Genomic DNA, 17,309 nt, shown 5'->3' on the forward strand with positions numbered 1-17,309 from the left:
AGCATTCCTTACGCTTTTGTAACTGCGGAGAGAATGCTGTTTCTTTTTGCTTTTTTACCGGTCCGTCAGAGGAACATAGGGCTGCCGTTTGGCAACGCTTTTGTAAGCGGGACGGATGATCTTACCGTTGTTGGCCAGCTCTTCGATGCGGTGTGCGCTCCAGCCGGCCACGCGGGCCACGGCGAACATGGGAGTGAAAAGCTCGGGCGGCAGATCCAGCATACTGTAGACGAAGCCGCTGTAGAAATCCACGTTGGCGCTGACGCCTTTGTAGATTTTCCGCTCCTCGCCGATGATGACAGGAGCCAGGCGCTCCACATTGGAGTAGAGACCAAATTCTTCCTCGCGGCCTTTTTCGGAAGCCAGGCTGTGGACGAAGGATTTGAGAATATTGGCACGGGGGTCGGAGATGGAGTAGACGGCGTGACCCATTCCGTAGATCAGACCTTGATGATCGAAAGCTTCCCGGTTTAAGAGAGCCCTTAAGTAGGCGGAAATCTCCTCCTCGTCGGTCCAGTCCTTCACGACTTTTTTCATATCCTCAAACATGCGGACAACTTTGATGTTGGCGCCGCCGTGTTTGGGGCCTTTTAAGGAGCCGAGGGAGGCGGCCATGGAAGAGTAGGTGTCCGTTCCGGAGGAAGTGACCACATGGGTGGTGAAGGTGGAGTTATTTCCGCCGCCGTGCTCCATGTGAAGGATCAGCACAAGATCCAGAATCCGGGCTTCCAGCTCCGTATATTTGCTGTCGGGCCGGAGAATGTGAAGGATATTCTCCGCCGTGGAAAGGCCGGGCACCGGGGGATGGATGAAAAGGCTGTTTCCGTCATGGTAATGGCTGTAGGCCTGATAGCCGTAGACGCTCAAGACCGGGAAAAGAGCGATGAGCTGGATGCACTGGCGCAGCACGTTGGGAAGGGAGGTATCGTCCGCCCGGTTGTCGTAGGCATAAAGAGTGAGGACGCTTCTGGCCAGTGTATTCATCATATCCTGGCTGGGGGCTTTTAAGATAATGTCCCGTACGAAACTTGTCGGGAGGGTCCGGTACTCTCCGATGAGGCGGGAAAAATCGGCCAGCTCTTTTTCATCGGGAAGGGAGCCGGAGAGCAGAAGATAGGCGATCTCCTCATAGCCGAACCGCTTGTCCCGGATCAGGCCGCCAACCAGATCCTGAATGTTGTAGCCGCGGTAGAAAAGACGGCCCTCGCAGGGGATCATGTCGTTATCCTCGATGGTGTAGGAGATGATTTCGGAAATATCCGTCAATCCGGCGAGAACGCCTTTTCCGCTGATATCGCGTAGCCCTCGCTTGACTTCATACTTTCGGTAAAGCTCCTCGTCGATGCGGTCAATGCTGGCGCATCTCTTTGCGAGGTTTAAAATTTCGGGGGTGATTTCTGAGTAAGTGTTCTGTTCGTTCATACTGTGTACCTCCTTACATTTTGGAGCTGCTTTGCAGCGGAGCAATTCGTAGACATCATTTTAGAGATATCATACCATAAAAAGTTCTTTTTGTGTGAAATTTTTACCAATTTGAATTTCTAGTTGCATTTAAACCAAGTCTGGAGTATACTAAGTGCATATCCTGAGATGTGCGACAATCCCTTTATTTTGAACCTACATTTTTTTGTCATGGGATTCCTATATCGGTACCTTTGATGTCATGCCGTCATTATGGAATGGAAGACAGAGATTCTACCTGCGGTTGCCCACCTAGCTCTGCTAGGACTCAAAATACGGGAAACGGCATTTTGGGATATTTTAAAGAAAAGTTACCGCATGAGGCATAAAAGCCTTGTGCGGTTTTTTATATTCTGATGTACATAAGCTGGAAAATATGCTAGAATGTAACTATTCAGAGCCAAGCAGATTTTTAGATAAAAGTGTGAGTCATGCTTGCATGAACGAACACTTTTGGCTGAAAATCTATTTGGCGAACAGCCACATCGAGATGAAGCGAAGCGGAATCGAGATGGGGGCTGAATAGTTACTTCATGAGAAAGGGGATTTTTCAGTTATGGGAATGACAAAAAGCGTATTTGGAAAAACTTCTAATGGGGAAGTGGTGCATCTGGTCACAGTCTCCAATCAGAAAGGCATGTCTATTGAGGTTCTGGACTACGGCGCTACGCTGGTGAGCGTCAATGTGCCGGATAAGGACGGACACACGGAGGACGTGGCTCTGGGCTATGACGATGTGCTGGATTATGAAAAAGGAGACGCGTATCTCGGAGCTACCGTCGGAAGATGCGGAAACCGTGTGGATCATGCAGAATTTTCCATCAATGGAAAAGAATACTTCATGGAAAAAAATGAAGGCGAGAACGTCTGCCACAGCGGTCCCAGATGCTACAGCCGCCGGATGTGGGATATGGAGCTTCTGGAGGAGGAGAACAGCGTGCGTTTCCATCTCGTGAGCCCGAATATGGACCAGGGCTTTCCAGGAACCTTTGAGGTGACTGTCACCTACACTCTCACAGAAGAAAATGAGCTGAAAATTCATTACAATGGTACCTGTGACCAGGATTCCCTGATCAATATGACGAACCACAGCTATTTCAATCTGCATGGTCAGGACAGCGGAAAAACCGTGGAGGATCATCTCGTATGGATCGACGCGGACAGCTTCACTCCGGTGCGCGAGGATCTGATCCCCACCGGCGAGATCCGTTCCGTGGAGGAAACTCCGCTGGATTTCCGTACGGCAAAAGAGTTGGGTAAGGATATCGCCGATCCCTACGAGCAGATGAAGATCGGTTCCGGCTATGACCACAACTTCGTGCTGAACCATTACGACGGAAAACTTCGCAGGGTGGCAGAGGTTAAGGAAGCGGAGAGCGGCCGAGTTATGGAGGTCTTCACGGATCTTCCGGCGATGCAGGTTTATTCCGGAAACTTCCTGGCAGGAGGTCCTGCAGGAAAGAACGGCGCCGTCTATGTAAAGAGAAGCGGTCTTGCCATGGAGACCCAGTACTGCCCGGATGCGATCCATCATGAGAATTTCGTAAGCCCCATCCTGAAGGCAGGAGAGGTCTACGATACCGTGACCATTTATAAATTCCACGCAGAATAATCAGGAGCATGTTTTCATCAAAACCGGATATACATGTAAAAGACAGGGCGGATCAACTGCTTTGACTGGAAAGGAGTACCGGTTTTGGGGAGACAGGCATGGAAAAAAGGTGCATTTCTGACAGTTTCACTTTTAAGTGCCGCTTTTTTCGGAAGACTGGAGCGGATCTCACGGACCGTCTATCTGGGGGAAACCGAAGAGCAGGAGCTTGTCCGGAAAACGGAGACAGAAAAAGAGCCGCCGGAAACGGCTGTTGAGACGATCATTGAGACAGAAACCGAGGAAACAGAAAAGCAGACAGAAGTGAAAAAAGAGACCGGCCGGATCCGCGTACTGATCCGGTCGGATGATTTTGCAGAGCTTTCTCATGAGGAGCTCCGGATCCTTTGCAAGGAGAAAGGGCTGCTTTTGGAAAAAGGGGAAGAAAAGCCGCTGGAAAAAGAGGAGGAACTTTTCTTTTCGGCAGAAGCTTCCCTGAAAACGGGAGAGAGCGTGATGCTCACCGGAAAAGACGGGGAGGGCTGTTTTTCTGTTTTGGGACTCAAACGGGGATACGAAGATCCTGTTTTTGAGGGGAGTCTTACGATTCTTCGGAGAAAAGAAGGTTTCCTTCTCATCAATGAACTGCCGCTGGAGAGCTATATCCGGAAGGTGATTCCCAGCGAAATGCCTTCCTCTTATCCTCTGGAGGCACTGAAGGCCCAGGCGGTCTGTGCCCGTACCTATGCGGTGAAGCAGATGGAAAATCACCGGATGGAGGAGGATATCCCTGCGGACGTGGATGACAGCGTCTCCTATCAGGTCTATAACAGCCAGCCTGAAAACGACAGATCCCGGCAGGCGGCCGAAGAGACCAAAGGCCTGGTGATGGCGAAAGATGGAAAACTGGTGGATGCCCTCTATTATTCGACCTCCTGCGGCCTGCAGCTCGATCAGGATCTTTCCCTGGAACCGGTTTTTGCCGCCTTTCTTTCTGTAAAGCATGAGGGAGACTATGAAAAAGACGAGCCCTGGTACCGCTGGAATGTCTATTTTCCTGTGGAACGGCTGGCGGAGCTGGCGGCGGAAAACGGATACGGGGAGATCGGGACCGTGACGGAACTGATTCCGGAGAAGCGGGAGAGTTCTGGCTGTCTTTCTGCTTTGACAATCCGGGGCAGTGCGGGAAATGCAGAAGTGGACGGCGAGTATGCCATCCGGAAATTTTTAAACCCGTCAGGACTTCAGGTGAATTTGAAAAACGGGAAAGCAGCTCCGGAACTCGGGATGCTTCCGAGCGCCTTTTTCTATCTGGTGCCCTCCTATGAGGGGGAAAAACTTCTGGGTTACGAGCTCATCGGCGGCGGTTACGGCCATGGCCGGGGCTTAAGTCAGAACGGAGCCAGGGGAATGGCAGAGAAAGGAAAGACCTTTTTAGAGATTTTAAAATATTACTATGGGGAGATCGAACTTCATGATGCGTTGGATACAGGAGATCAGAGCTTTATTAAAAAGGATCAGTAAAGCCCGGGTGGATGCCTATGCCGCTCAGTCGGCATTTTATCTTATCATGGGTTTTATTCCCTTTATCATGCTCCTTCTGACTCTGCTCCAGTATACGACGGTGACAAAAACTGATGCCATGGAGCTTCTGATGCAGATTTTTCCGGTTTCGTTCCAGAGATTTCTGGAAGATATTGTTTCGGAGATTTATGTGAAATCGACGACCGTAATGTCGCTCAGTGTGATCGCGGCGGTCTGGGCCTGCGGCAGAGGGGTTCTGGCTATCACGAACGGACTCAACTCCGTCAACGGGCTGGAAGAAACAAGAAATTATCTTTTCCGCCGGATCCGTTCCGGATTTTATGTGGTGATTCTTGTTCTCTCGATTGTGCTGGCGCTGGTGCTTTTTGTATTCGGAAATGCAGTTCATGATGTGCTGATTGACCGACTGACTTTCCTGCGAAAGTTTTCGGGGATGCTGATCTGGCTCCGTACGGCGGGCACGGTCATCGCCTTAAGCCTTCTCATGGCAGCCATGTATACGTTTCTGCCCAACCAGCCGAGAAAATTCCGAAGCCAGCTTCCGGGAGCAGCGGTGACAGCCTTGAGCTGGTCCCTTTTTTCCTATGCGTTTTCCATTTATCTGGAGCTTCGTTCCGATGCTGTGAGTATTTACGGAAGCCTGACCACCGTGGTCATGCTGATGCTGTGGCTCTATTTCTGCATGTGGCTGATCTTTTTCGGAGCTATGCTCAATGTGGTCATCGAAGAAAAAACTGGGAAGAGGTCTTGACAAAACCAATCCGGCGAGATAGAATGTTTGCAGTGTTACAGGCTATGATGGTGACAAGTAGGAGATTCATTTCCAGCAGAGAGGAAGAGTCAGCGGCTGAAAGCTTTTCCAGGTTCTTTGAACGATCCGAATTTCACACCGGAGCTTTTCTCCTGAAGCGACAGTAGGGAGAGACGTTTCATGCGCGTTAAGCATTTCAAGCGCCTGCCTATTTGGCGGGAAATCGGGTGGTACCGCGGAACTTTTATGGCTTCGTCCCTTTTACAGGGATGGAGCCTTTTTATTATACCAGGGCAGAAAGTTCAAAAAATTGTTCGTGCCTGCACGATAAGACTTTTGACTTTGGATCCCGCTTGTGGTAAACCCCAGAAAAAATAAAGGAGAGATTCATCATGATGAGAGAACAGTTGAAGGCCATCAGAGAAGAGGCAATCAAGCAGATTCAGGATTCCGGCAATCTGGACAAGCTCAACGATGTCCGGGTGGCATTTCTTGGAAAAAAGGGACAGCTGACTGCTGTTTTGAAAGGTATGAAGGATGTGGCACAGGAGGAGCGCCCGGTTGTAGGCCAGCTGGTAAACGATACCCGTGCTTCCATTGAGAAAGCTCTGGAGGAGACCAAAAAGAAACTCGAGGAAAAAGCCAGGGAAGAGCAGATGAAGAGAGAGGTCATCGACGTAACTCTCCCGGCCAAGAAGATCAATATGGGTCATCGTCATCCCAACAATATCGCGCTCGAAGAGGTTGAGCGGATTTTCGTCGGCATGGGCTATGAGATTATGGACGGCCCCGAGGTGGAGTACGACCTTTACAACTTCGAGAAACTGAACATTCCGGCAAACCATCCGGCAAAGGATGAGCAGGATACCTTCTATATAAATAAGGACATCGTGCTTCGTACCCAGACTTCTCCGGTACAGGCCCGTGTCATGGAGCAGGGCAAGCTTCCGATCCGTATGCTTTCCCCGGGACGTGTTTACCGTTCCGATGAGGTGGACGCTACCCATTCTCCTTCCTTCCATCAGATCGAGGGCCTGGTTGTAGACAAAGGCATCACCTTTGCAGACCTTAAAGGTACTCTGGCAGAGTTCGCGAAAGAGCTTTTCGGACCGGAGACCAAGACGAAATTCCGTCCCCATCACTTCCCCTTCACGGAGCCCAGCGCCGAGATGGATGTGACCTGCTTCAAATGCGGCGGAACCGGCTGCCGTTTCTGCAAGGGCAGCGGCTGGATTGAGATCCTCGGCTGCGGTATGGTTCATCCCCATGTATTTGAAATGTGCGGTATCGATCCTGAAGAATACACCGGCTTTGCTTTCGGCGTAGGTCTGGAGCGTATCGCACTTCTGAAATATGAGATTGACGACATGAGACTGCTGTACGAAAACGACATCCGTTTCCTGAAACAGTTCTGATAGGAGGAGAAGAAAAAATGAATACATCACTTTCCTGGATTAAGGCATATGTACCGGGGCTGGACGTGACAGCGCAGGAATACACCGACGCCATGACACTGACCGGTACCAAAGTGGAAACTTTTGAAAAACTGGACGCAGACCTGGACAAGATCGTCATCGGACAGATCCTTTCCATCGAGCGTCATCCGGATGCGGATAAGCTCATCATCTGCCAGGTAAATATCGGCGAGAAGACGATTCAGATCGTTACCGGCGCTCCTAACGTTCATGTGGGCGACAAGGTTCCGGTTGTGCTGGACGGCGGCCGTGTGGCAGGAGGCCATGACGGAAAGAAGACTCCGGGCGGCATCCCCATCAAAAAAGGAAAACTCCGCGGTATCGAGTCCGACGGTATGATGTGCTCCATCGAGGAACTGGGTTCCAGCAGAGATATGTATCCGGAAGCTCCGGAGTACGGCATCTACATTTTTCCGGAGGATGCAGTGGTAGGAGAGAGCGCAGTCAAGGCTCTTGGCCTGGATGACGTGGTTTTCGAGTATGAGATCACTTCCAACCGTGTGGACTGCTACAGCGTCATCGGTATTGCCCGTGAGGCAGCAGCTACCTTCCACAAAGAGTTCAAACCGCCCGTTGTCACCGCTACCGGAAACAGCGAGGACGTTCACGACTATGTGAAAGTTACCGTAAAGGATACCGACCTCTGCCCGCGTTACTGCGCGAGAGTCGTAAAAAATATCAAGATCGCTCCCTCTCCCGTATGGATGCAGAGAAGACTGGCTTCCAACGGAATCCGTCCGATCAACAACATCGTTGATATCACCAACTATGTGATGGAAGAGTACGGCCAGCCGATGCACGCTTATGATTATGACACCCTGGCAGGCCATGAGATCGTTGTCCGCCGGGCCGGAGCTGACGAGAAATTCGTAACCCTGGATGGTCAGGAGCGCACCATGGATGAGAACGTGCTGATGATCTGCGACGGTGAGAAAGCTGTTGGTATCGCAGGTATCATGGGTGGAGAAAACTCCATGATCACAGACGACGTCAAGACCATGATGTTTGAGGCAGCCTGCTTCGATGGCACCAACATCCGTCTCTCTGCAAAACGCATCGGTCTCCGTACGGACGCTTCCGGTAAGTTCGAGAAGGGCCTGGATCCCAACAATGCGGAGGATGCCATCAACCGTGCCTGCCAGCTGATCGAGGAGCTGGGCGCGGGTGAGGTAGTTGGCGGCATGGTAGACGTTTACACGAAGAAAAAAGAGCCGGTTCGCATTCCGTTCCAGCCGGAGCGCATCAACGCCCTTCTGGGAACCGATGTTTCCGAGGAGGATATGCTTTCTTACTTCAAGAAGATTGATCTCGGTTATGACGCTGAGAAGAGAGAGGTCATTGCACCGACCTTCCGTCATGACCTGTTCCGCATGGCTGATCTGGCTGAGGAGGTTGCCCGTTTCTACGGCTATGACAACATCCCGACCACCCTGCCGAAAGGAGAGTCTACCCTTGGTAAGCTTCCGTTCGAGGTGCGGATCGAGGGTATCGCAAGAGATGTGGCTGAGTTCTCCGGTTTCTCCGAGAGCATGAACTACTCCTTCGAGAGCCCGAAGGTATTTGATAAACTCCTGATTCCGGAAGACAGCGAGCTTCGGAAACCGATTGTGATTTCCAACCCTCTGGGTGAGGATTTCAGCGTGATGAGAACCCTGCCCCTGAACGGCATGCTTTCTTCCCTGGCTTTCAACTATAATCACAGAAATAAAAATGTCCGTCTCTATGAGCTGGCAAAGGTCTACCTTCCGAAGACACTTCCGCTGACCGAACTTCCGGACGAGCGGGTACAGTTCACCATGGGTATGTACGGCGAGGGTGACTTCTATGTGATGAAGGGTGTGGTAGAGGAGTTCTTCTCCAAAGCAGGCATCCGCGGCAAGATCAGTTATGATCCCAAGGCAGGCAAGACCTTCCTGCATCCGGGCCGTCAGGCAAACATCATCTACAACGGTGAGGTGATGGGTTATCTCGGTGAGATTCATCCCCAGGTAGCAGACAACTACGGTATCGGCGACAAGACCTATGTGGCAGTTCTTGACATGCCTGTTGTTGTGAAATATGCAGATTTCGACCGGAAATTCACCGGTATTGCCCGTTTCCCGGCAGTTACCAGAGACCTGAGCATGGTGGTTCCTCACGAGATTCTGGCAGGCGATATCGAGGATATGATCGTACAGCGCGGCGGCAAGATTCTCGAGAGCTATCAGCTCTTCGATGTATATGAAGGTTCCCAGATCAAGGCCGGTTATAAATCCATGGCTTATTCCGTGGTATTCCGTGCAAAAGACAAGACCCTGGAGGAGAGCGAGATCAATACAGCCATGAAGAAGATCCTGAACGGTCTTTCTTCCATGGGAATCGAGCTTCGTCAGTAAGGAAAATAAAAATGAATATCTATGTGATTCGACATGGTCAGACACCCTGGAACGTTGAAAGACGGCTCCAGGGTCGTTCTGACACTGACTTAAATGAAATTGGAAGAGAAATGGCCATAGAGACCGGTAAGGCTTTTCAGAAGGTACATTTTGACGTGGTCTTTACCAGCCCGCTGAAAAGGGCCAGAGAGACGGCGGAGCTTTTCCTAGGAGACCGGAAAGTTCCCGTCATCGAGGAGCCCAGAATTCAGGAGATCAGCTTCGGCGATTATGAGGGGCTGACCTGCGGAAAAGATAATTACAGCATTCCGGACCCGAATTTCAATGATTTTTTTGAGCATCCGGAGCACTACCAGACACCGCCAAACGGGGAAAGCCTGGAGGAACTGGGGGCCCGGACAAAAGCTTTTATGGAGGATATCATGCACCGGCCGGAGCTTCAGGACAAAACTGTTCTGGTATCCAGCCACGGCTGCGCCACCCGGGGAATCTTAAACAGCATCCGGAGTTTTGAGCTGGCTGATTTCTGGCATGGCGGCGTTCCGAAAAACTGCAGTGTGGCCCTGATCCATGTGGAAAATGGACAGCCTTCTCTGATTTATGAAAACCGTACGTTTTTGGAGGAAAAATGAAAACATCAGATTTTTACTATGATCTGCCCCAGGAACTCATCGCCCAGGATCCCCTGGAAGACCGTTCCGCGTCCAGACTGATGGTATTGGATAAGAAAACGGGAAAGATTCAGCATCATATTTTTAAGGAAATCGTCAATTATTTAAATCCCGGGGACTGCCTGGTCATCAACGATACGAAGGTGATCCCGGCAAGACTTTACGGAGCAAAGGTGGGAACCGACGCCAAGATCGAGGTGCTCCTTCTGAAACGGAAAGAGAACAATATCTGGGAGACGCTGGTGAAACCTGGAAAAAAGGCAAAGATCGGCACGAAGATTTCTTTCGGTGAAGGTCTTCTCATAGGAGAAGTCGTGGACATCGTGGAGGAAGGAAATCGTCTGATTCAGTTTACCTACGAGGGCATTTTCGAGGAGATTCTGGACAAACTGGGCCAGATGCCCCTGCCGCCCTATATCACCCATCAGCTGAAGGACAAGAACCGTTACCAGACCGTTTATGCAAAGCATGACGGCTCCGCGGCTGCTCCCACAGCAGGCCTTCATTTCACGCCGGAGCTTCTGGAGGAGATCAGGGCCAAGGGCGTCAATATCGCTCATGTCACTCTTCATGTGGGTCTTGGAACTTTCCGCCCCGTGAAGGTGGAGGATGTGACCCAGCACCATATGCACTCGGAGTTCTATGTGGTGGAGGAGGATCAGGCCGCTCTCATCAATGAGACAAAGAAAAAAGGCGGAAAGATCATTTCCGTCGGAACTACGAGCCTCCGTACGCTGGAGTCCGCCTCCACAGAGGACGGCATTCTGAAAGCCGGAAGCGGCTGGACCGATATTTTCATCTATCCCGGTTACCGGTTCAAGATCGTAGACCGCCTGATTACCAACTTCCACCTCCCGGAGTCCACCCTTATCATGCTGGTCTCCGCCCTGGCCGGAAAAGAACACATCATGGCAGCCTACGAGGAGGCTGTGAAGGATAAATACCGGTTCTTCTCTTTTGGGGATGCGATGTTTATAACGGAAGATGTAGAATAAGAAAAACGATAAATTTCCCTCTGGGCCGCCTGGAAATGGGCTGCCTGGGGGGATTTTCAGAATAGAAAGGAACCAAACAGTGGAATACACGCATAAGGTACAATATTACGAGACCGATCAGATGGGGATTGTGCATCATTCCAATTATATCCGCTGGTTTGAGGAGGCGCGGTCGGATGTGCTGGAGAAGGCCGGGATGGGGTATGATGTGATGGAGGCGGAGGGCGTGATCAGCCCGGTGCTGGAAGCCCATGCGGTCTATCGGAGCATGACCAGGTACGGGGAGCGGGTGAAGATCCGAATGAGGATCAAGGCTTATAACGGGATCAAACTTTCCATCGCTTACGAGGTGACGGATGTTGCGACAGGAGAGCTTCGCTGCACCGGGGAGACGGCGCACTGTTTTCTGGACCGGGACGGCAAGCCCCTGTCTCTGAAGCGGAAAAAGCCGGAAATGCATAAAATTTTTGAACAAATGATGGAAGCTTTATAAAAAAGAATGCCGGTGGGTGAGCAAAATCACTTGCTGGCATTCTTTTTTGACTCTTTTTATTCTTCCTCCATCTGCAAACTCTTCAGATCTTCATAGAATCCCGGATAACTGATATTCACACACTCAGCGTGCTTAATCTCCGTCTCGCCCTCAGCGGCCAGGCCGGCGATGGCGAAGGACATGGCGATGCGATGGTCCAGGTGGCTGTGAATCAGAGCGCCATGGAGAGGATGACCGCCCTCGATGATCATGCCGTCGTCGGTGGCTTCCACATGAGCGCCCATGGCTTTCAGATTGGAAACAACAGTGTCGATGCGGTTGGATTCTTTGACTTTCAGCTCCTGAGCATCCTTGATGACGGTCGTTCCTTCTGCGAAACAGGCAAGAACAGCCAGCACCGGAATCTCATCGATGAGAGCAGGAATCAGATCTCCGCCAATAACAGCGGCCTTTAAGGGACCGGATTTTACCAGAATATCGGCTACCGGTTCCGCATGCTCTTTCCTGCGGTTCCGCAGGCGGATATCTCCGCCCATGGCATGAACAGCCCGGAGAATACCGTCGCGGCTGTGGTTGACGCCCACATTGCGGATCAGTACCTGGGAATCCGGAACCAGAAGAGCGGCGGCGATGAAATAGGCAGCGGAAGAGATATCTCCCGGCACTTCTACTTTCTGGCCGATCAGATGCGGTTCGGGCTGGATCGTTGAGGTGGTACCCTCTGTGGTGATTTCGGCACCGAAATAACGGAGCATGAGTTCCGTGTGGTTTCTGGTGAGAGCGGACTCCGTCACGCTGGTGGGACCATCCGCATAGAGACCAGCCAGCAAAACGGCGGATTTTACCTGGGCGGATTTCATCGGCGTCTCATAGTGGATTCCTTTTAAGCTGCTTCCGGTGATGCGAAGGGGAAGGCAGCCGTTTCCGGGAAGACTCTCGATTTGGGCGCCCATCTGGGACAGCGGGGTGATGATCCGGTTCATGGGGCGTTTCTTAAGAGAATCGTCGCCGGTGAGGGTGGTCTCAAAAGTCTGCCCTGCGAGAATACCGGAGAGGAGTCTTGTAGTGGTTCCGCTGTTTCCCATATCCAGGGTTTCTTTCGGAGCCTGGAGGCCGTGAAGACCTTTTCCGTGGATCAGCAGCGTATCTTCTTTTTCTTCAATATCAATCCCCATGGCCTGAAAAGCACGGATGGTTGAAATACAGTCCGCTCCTTTCAGAAAATTGGTCACTTCCGTGGTTCCTTCTGCCAGGGAACCGAGCATGACAGCCCGGTGGGAGATGGATTTGTCGCCGGGAACGGTGATTTCTCCCCAGAGGGGAGCAGATTTTGTAAATTTCATAATGCAGCCCTTTCTAACGTTCATAGATGACGTAACGGTATTTCCGGAGAAGCTCCGCCGCTTTTTTCAGGGCAGGTTCTTCATAAAATTCCACATGAAGAACCGCTTCCTCAAATTCACGGTTGTGGACGATACCGATGTTTTTGATGCTGATGCCGTTGGTGGCGAGGATGGTAGCCAGAGCGGCGATTCCTCCGGCTTCATCCACCATATCGCAGTAGAGGGAATAGCTTTTCGGAAGAGAACCCTGGGAAGAATCGGAGATCGAATTCCGGTAGTCCCTAGACTCGGCGAAAAGATTATGGATTCCCTCTTTGTTCCGGTCTGTCAGTTCTTTTCGGATATCCTCAAGACTTTCGATATAACGGTTCAGCATGATGAGAATGTTGTCCCGGTTGGTGGCGCAGATCTGTTCCCACATCTCCGGAGAGGAGGAAGCAATTCGCGTGATATCCTTGAAACCTCCTGCGGCGATGGTTTTCATGGTCTGCTTCTTAGAATCGGAATTTTTCACCAGATTCACCAGGGAAGCGGCGATGAGATGGGGCAGGTGGCTGATAGCCGCCGTCGAAAGATCGTGTTCCTCGCAGCTTAAGATCAGCGGAAGGGCCTTCAGGGAAATGACCAGTTCTCTGTATTTTTCCACCAGAGCGGGATCGACCTCTTTTGTTGGGGTCAGGATATAGTAGGCATTTTCCAGAAGAATGCGTTTGGAATTTCTGATGCCGGTCTTCTCGGAACCTGCCATGGGGTGGCCTCCGATGAAAAAGCGGTTCAGCCCGTTTTTTTCCACAGCCGCGTGGATGTCCGTTTTCGTGCTTCCCACATCGGTGAGAATCATTCCTTCCTTAATATAAGGCTTCAAAAGCGGCAGGCAGGAGGCGTTGGTCTCCACCGGCGCGCAGAGGAAAATGTAATCGCAGGAAGCAAAGGCCTCATTGATGGAAGGAAGGGCCTCGTCGATGATGCCTTCCTCCAGGGCATAATCCAGAGTGGAACGGCTCCTGTTAAAGGCCAGGATGCGGCAGTCCGGATAATAATATTTCATGGCTCTGACAATGGAGCCGCCGATGAGTCCGAGGCCGATAAAACCGGCCGTAAAGGAACTCATGAGAACTCCCTTCCCTCTAACTTCGCATAGGCATCCAGCATTTTTGCCAGCTCATCAAACTGGGGCAGGGTCAGAGACTGAGGGCCATCGGAGAGGGCGCAGGCCGGATTGTTGTGGGTCTCTACCATAATACCGTCGGCTCCGGCTGCGATGGCGCATTTTGCGAGGGGTGCAACATAGGCGCGGACGCCGGTGGCGTGGCTGGGATCTACGATAATCGGCAGATGGGATTTGGAACGGATCACCGGAACGGCGCTGATGTCGAGGGTGTTTCTGGTGGCAGTCTCGTAGGTGCGGATGCCGCGCTCACAGAGGACAACATTCGGATTTCCCTCAGCCATGATGTACTCTGCGGCATTGAGCCATTCGTCGATGGTGGCAGCCATACCTCGCTTTAAGAGAACCGGATGACCGGAACGACCAACCTCCCGGAGAAGCTGGAAGTTCTGCATATTCCGGGCTCCGACCTGAACCATATCTACATATTTAATAGCTGCCTCAAGGGAGGAAGTGCTGATGACTTCGCAGATTGTGGCAAGTCCGGTCTCCTCGCTGGCTTCTTTCATGTAGCGGAGGCCTTCCTCCTCAAGACCCTGGAAGGAGTAGGGGGAAGTGCGGGGCTTGTAGGCGCCGCCGCGGAGAATCGTAGCACCGGATTTTTTCACAGCTCTGGCGATGGTCATAAGCTGCTCCTCGGACTCGATGGCACAGGGGCCTGCCATGATTGTGAGATTGTTCGGGCCGATCTCGGTATTGCCTACCTTTACAATGCTGGGTTCCGGATGGAATTTCCGGTTGGAAAGCTTGTAGCTCTCGGTGACGGGAACGATGTGATCCACGTCAGGCAGAAGCTCCAGGTTTTTGCCCGAGAGTTTTTTCTTGTCGCCAACCACGCCGATGATCGTGACTTCCTCGCCCTGGGAGAGATGTGCGGTGAGACCGTTGTTTTCAATAAAATGCTTTACTTCCTGGACGTGTTCGGAAGAAGCATGGGGTTTCATTACGATAATCATATATTTTTCATCCTTTTCATCTTTTTTATGCAGCAGGTGAAACAGAAAAAAATCATCCGCCACAGCCTTCACTCATTGTACTATCAGTGGATTCTCCTGTCAATACTTTATGACTTTAAAGTGCAAAAAATATCACCCGCGGGTGAACTGTCACAAAAGAAGTTCATTTTGCCAAAAAAATTTCAAAAACTCCTTGTTAAAATTGAATAAAGTAGTTGAAATTTATTTGATTTTTTAGTACAATATACCCATACACGAAATATTCCGTTTCAGCAAGGGAAATATTTCAAAAGGCATTACAAAACTAACTAGTATTGGAGGAATATCGTATGAAAGTGTACACAACAGACAGAATTCGTAACGTGGTGGTTCTGGGACACGGTGGTTCCGGTAAGACCAGCCTGGTAGAGGCATTGGCATACATGGGAGGCATCACCAGCCGCCTGGGCAGCGTGGCAGAAGGAAATACGATCAGCGATTTTGATAAAGAAGAGATCAAACGTAAATTCTCAATCAATACATCTGTAGTACCGGTGATCTGGGGAGACATCAAGCTGAACATTCTGGATACACCAGGTTATTTTGATTTTGTGGGTGAGGCAGAGGAAGCAGCATCCGCAGCAGACGCAGCCATCATCGTGGTTTCCGGTAAGAACGGCGTGGAAGTAGGAACCCAGAAGGCCTGGGAGCTCTGCGAGAAGTATAAACTTCCGAGAATGTTCTATGTGAGCAACATGGATGTGGACAATGCCAGCTTCCGTCAGGTAGTGGAGGATCTGACTGAATTATATGGAAAGAAGATCGCTCCGATCCATCTTCCGATCCGTGAGAACGAGCAGTTTGTCGGCTATGTAAACGTTGTGAAGAAGAAAGGCCGCCGTTATCTGCCCAAAGGTCAGAAGGAAGAGTGCCCGATTCCTTCCTATTCTGAAGAATATCTGGAGAAATACCGCGAGCTTCTTCTTGAGGCAGTGGCTGAGACCAGCGAAGACTTTATGGACCGTTATTTCAACGGAGAAGAGTTCTCCGTACCCGAGATTCTCATGGCTCTGACCGCTGATGTGGACGACGGAACCATCGTACCGGTAACCTTAGGTTCCAGCACCCAGCTCAAAGGTATCGCGAACCTCCTGGATGATATGGTTCAGTACTTCCCGAAACCCAACGACAGAAAGAAAGCAGGTATCCTGACCAAGAGCAACGAAGTCTTTGAGGCAGATTATGATTTCGCAAAATCGAAGTCTGCTCAGATCTTCAAGACCATTGTGGATCCCTTCATCGGTAAATATTCTCTCATCAAGGTCTGCTCCGGTGTTATCAAGAACGATGATGCCCTTTACAATGTGACCAAAGAGACAGAGGAAAAACTCAGCAAACTGTATGTGTTTGAAGGAAGCCGCACCGTTGAGGTTCCGGAGCTTCATGCAGGCGATATCGGAGCTATCGGAAAACTGGATGCGAAGACGGGCGATACCCTTTCTTCCAAGAATAACCCGATCCAGTACGGCAGACCGGATCTTCCGACCCCCTATACATACAAACGCTACTACGCAAAGAACAAGAGCGATGACGACAAAGTAGCTCAGGCTCTGGCCAAGATCATGCAGGAAGACCTGACCATGAAGGCTGTCAACGATTCTGAGAACCGTCAGACATTGCTCTATGGTATGGGCGACCAGCATCTGGATATTATCATCAGCAAGATCCTCACCAAATATAAGATTGAGGTAGAGCTGGTAAAACCGAAAGTAGCTTTCCGCGAGACGATCCGCAAGAATGCAGATGTGGAAGCAAAATATAAGAAACAGTCCGGCGGCCATGGCCAGTACGGTCATGTAAAGATGCGCTTTGAGCCCTCAGGCGATCTGGATACTCCCTATGTATTTGAGCAGGAGGTTGTAGGCGGAGCTGTTCCGAAGAACTACTTCCCGGCAGTAGAAAAAGGAATCCAGGAGTCTGTTCAGAGAGGACCTCTGGCTGCATATCCGGTAGTTGGTGTGAAGGCAGTTCTCTACGATGGTTCCTATCATCCGGTAGACTCCTCCGAGATGGCCTTCAAGACCGCAGCAATCATGGCCTTCAAGAAAGGCTTCATGGAAGCTTCTCCGGTACTCCTTGAGCCGATCTCTTCCCTGAAAGTCATCGTTCCGGATAAATATACCGGTGATGTGATGGGTGATCTGAACAAACGTCGCGGTCGTGTGCTGGGTATGAACCCGGATCACAAGGGAAATCAGATCATCGAAGCTGATATTCCGACCATGGAGCTCTACGGATATTCCACTACTCTTCGTGCGATGACCGGTGGAAGCGGAGACTTCTCCTACGAGTTCGCCCGTTATGAGCAGGCTCCTTCCGATATTCAGAAGAAGGAAGTGGAAGAGAGAGCAAGCAAAGTAAATAATAATGTAGAGTAAGAGATAGAAAGAAGGCATCCGGTGAAAACTCTCACCGGATGTTTTCCGGCTCGGGAGAAGGGCCGGTT

13 protein-coding genes, 1 other RNA gene and 1 other annotated feature are annotated in these 17,309 nt (G+C 50.9%); of the genes, 10 read left to right on the forward strand and 4 right to left on the reverse strand.

Going from position 1 to position 17,309, the window contains the following annotated elements:
- Positions 1 to 54: 54 nt before the first annotated feature.
- On the reverse strand, positions 55 to 1,422 hold the full coding sequence (locus tag LKD71_RS01585; protein ID WP_227614094.1) for a citrate/2-methylcitrate synthase: 1,368 nt from the start codon (positions 1,420 to 1,422) through the stop codon (positions 55 to 57).
- 157 nt (positions 1,423 to 1,579) lie between these two features.
- Between LKD71_RS01585 and ssrS the strand changes: the two genes are divergently transcribed.
- The 9 genes from ssrS (at position 1,580) to LKD71_RS01630 (ending at position 11,357) form a co-directional block, all read left to right on the forward strand.
- Positions 1,580 to 1,762, forward strand: a non-coding RNA gene (gene ssrS, locus LKD71_RS01590) — 6S RNA.
- A 255-nt stretch (positions 1,763 to 2,017) separates the two neighbouring features.
- Entirely contained in the window at positions 2,018 to 3,073 is a 1,056-nt protein-coding gene (locus LKD71_RS01595) for an aldose epimerase family protein (RefSeq protein WP_227614095.1), read from the forward strand.
- 84 nt (positions 3,074 to 3,157) lie between these two features.
- Positions 3,158 to 4,576 (forward strand): SpoIID/LytB domain-containing protein, encoded by a 1,419-nt coding sequence (locus LKD71_RS01600; protein ID WP_227614096.1) that lies wholly within the window; start codon positions 3,158 to 3,160, stop codon positions 4,574 to 4,576.
- Entirely contained in the window at positions 4,527 to 5,348 is an 822-nt protein-coding gene (locus LKD71_RS01605) for a YihY/virulence factor BrkB family protein (RefSeq protein ID WP_227614097.1), read from the forward strand. The genes LKD71_RS01600 and LKD71_RS01605 overlap by 50 nt, the downstream gene beginning before the upstream one ends.
- Before the next feature lie 35 nt (positions 5,349 to 5,383).
- Positions 5,384 to 5,611: a binding site (T-box leader), on the forward strand.
- A 132-nt stretch (positions 5,612 to 5,743) separates the two neighbouring features.
- The gene (gene pheS / locus LKD71_RS01610; RefSeq protein ID WP_178046879.1) at positions 5,744 to 6,763 is read left to right on the forward strand and encodes a phenylalanine--tRNA ligase subunit alpha; all 1,020 of its coding nucleotides are present in this window, start codon (positions 5,744 to 5,746) and stop codon (positions 6,761 to 6,763) included.
- A 17-nt stretch (positions 6,764 to 6,780) separates the two neighbouring features.
- Positions 6,781 to 9,198, forward strand: a complete 2,418-nt coding sequence (gene pheT, locus LKD71_RS01615; protein WP_227614098.1) for a phenylalanine--tRNA ligase subunit beta — start codon at positions 6,781 to 6,783, stop codon at positions 9,196 to 9,198.
- 11 nt (positions 9,199 to 9,209) lie between these two features.
- The gene (locus LKD71_RS01620) at positions 9,210 to 9,830 is read left to right on the forward strand and encodes a histidine phosphatase family protein (protein ID WP_178046877.1); all 621 of its coding nucleotides are present in this window, start codon (positions 9,210 to 9,212) and stop codon (positions 9,828 to 9,830) included.
- Positions 9,827 to 10,864 carry a tRNA preQ1(34) S-adenosylmethionine ribosyltransferase-isomerase QueA gene (queA, locus tag LKD71_RS01625; RefSeq protein ID WP_178046878.1) on the forward strand — a complete coding sequence of 346 codons (1,038 nt, stop codon included), beginning with the start codon at positions 9,827 to 9,829 and terminating at the stop codon, positions 10,862 to 10,864. The genes LKD71_RS01620 and queA overlap by 4 nt, the downstream gene beginning before the upstream one ends.
- A 79-nt stretch (positions 10,865 to 10,943) precedes the next feature.
- Complete coding sequence (locus LKD71_RS01630; protein ID WP_227614099.1) at positions 10,944 to 11,357, forward strand: acyl-CoA thioesterase; 414 nt, start codon at positions 10,944 to 10,946, stop codon at positions 11,355 to 11,357.
- A gap of 56 nt (positions 11,358 to 11,413) precedes the next feature.
- Here the strand turns inward: LKD71_RS01630 and aroA are convergent, their stop codons facing one another.
- From aroA to aroF, 3 genes are read right to left on the reverse strand one after another with little or no spacing between them, the layout of a single operon-like run.
- Positions 11,414 to 12,700 carry a 3-phosphoshikimate 1-carboxyvinyltransferase gene (gene aroA / locus LKD71_RS01635; RefSeq protein WP_227614100.1) on the reverse strand — a complete coding sequence of 429 codons (1,287 nt, stop codon included), beginning with the start codon at positions 12,698 to 12,700 and terminating at the stop codon, positions 11,414 to 11,416.
- 13 nt (positions 12,701 to 12,713) lie between these two features.
- On the reverse strand, positions 12,714 to 13,811 hold the full coding sequence (locus LKD71_RS01640) for a prephenate dehydrogenase (protein ID WP_227614101.1): 1,098 nt from the start codon (positions 13,809 to 13,811) through the stop codon (positions 12,714 to 12,716).
- Positions 13,808 to 14,824, reverse strand: coding sequence for a 3-deoxy-7-phosphoheptulonate synthase (gene aroF, locus LKD71_RS01645; protein WP_178046688.1), 1,017 nt, complete (start codon positions 14,822 to 14,824; stop codon positions 13,808 to 13,810). The genes LKD71_RS01640 and aroF overlap by 4 nt, the downstream gene beginning before the upstream one ends.
- Positions 14,825 to 15,153: 329 nt before the next feature.
- Here aroF and LKD71_RS01650 point away from each other — a divergent pair, with 329 nt between their 5' ends.
- Entirely contained in the window at positions 15,154 to 17,241 is a 2,088-nt protein-coding gene (locus LKD71_RS01650; RefSeq protein ID WP_227614102.1) for an elongation factor G, read from the forward strand.
- Positions 17,242 to 17,309: the final 68 nt, after the last annotated feature.

This window comes from Fusicatenibacter faecihominis, from assembly GCF_020686945.1.
In the GTDB taxonomy this organism is placed as follows: domain Bacteria; phylum Bacillota; class Clostridia; order Lachnospirales; family Lachnospiraceae; genus Limivivens; species Limivivens faecihominis.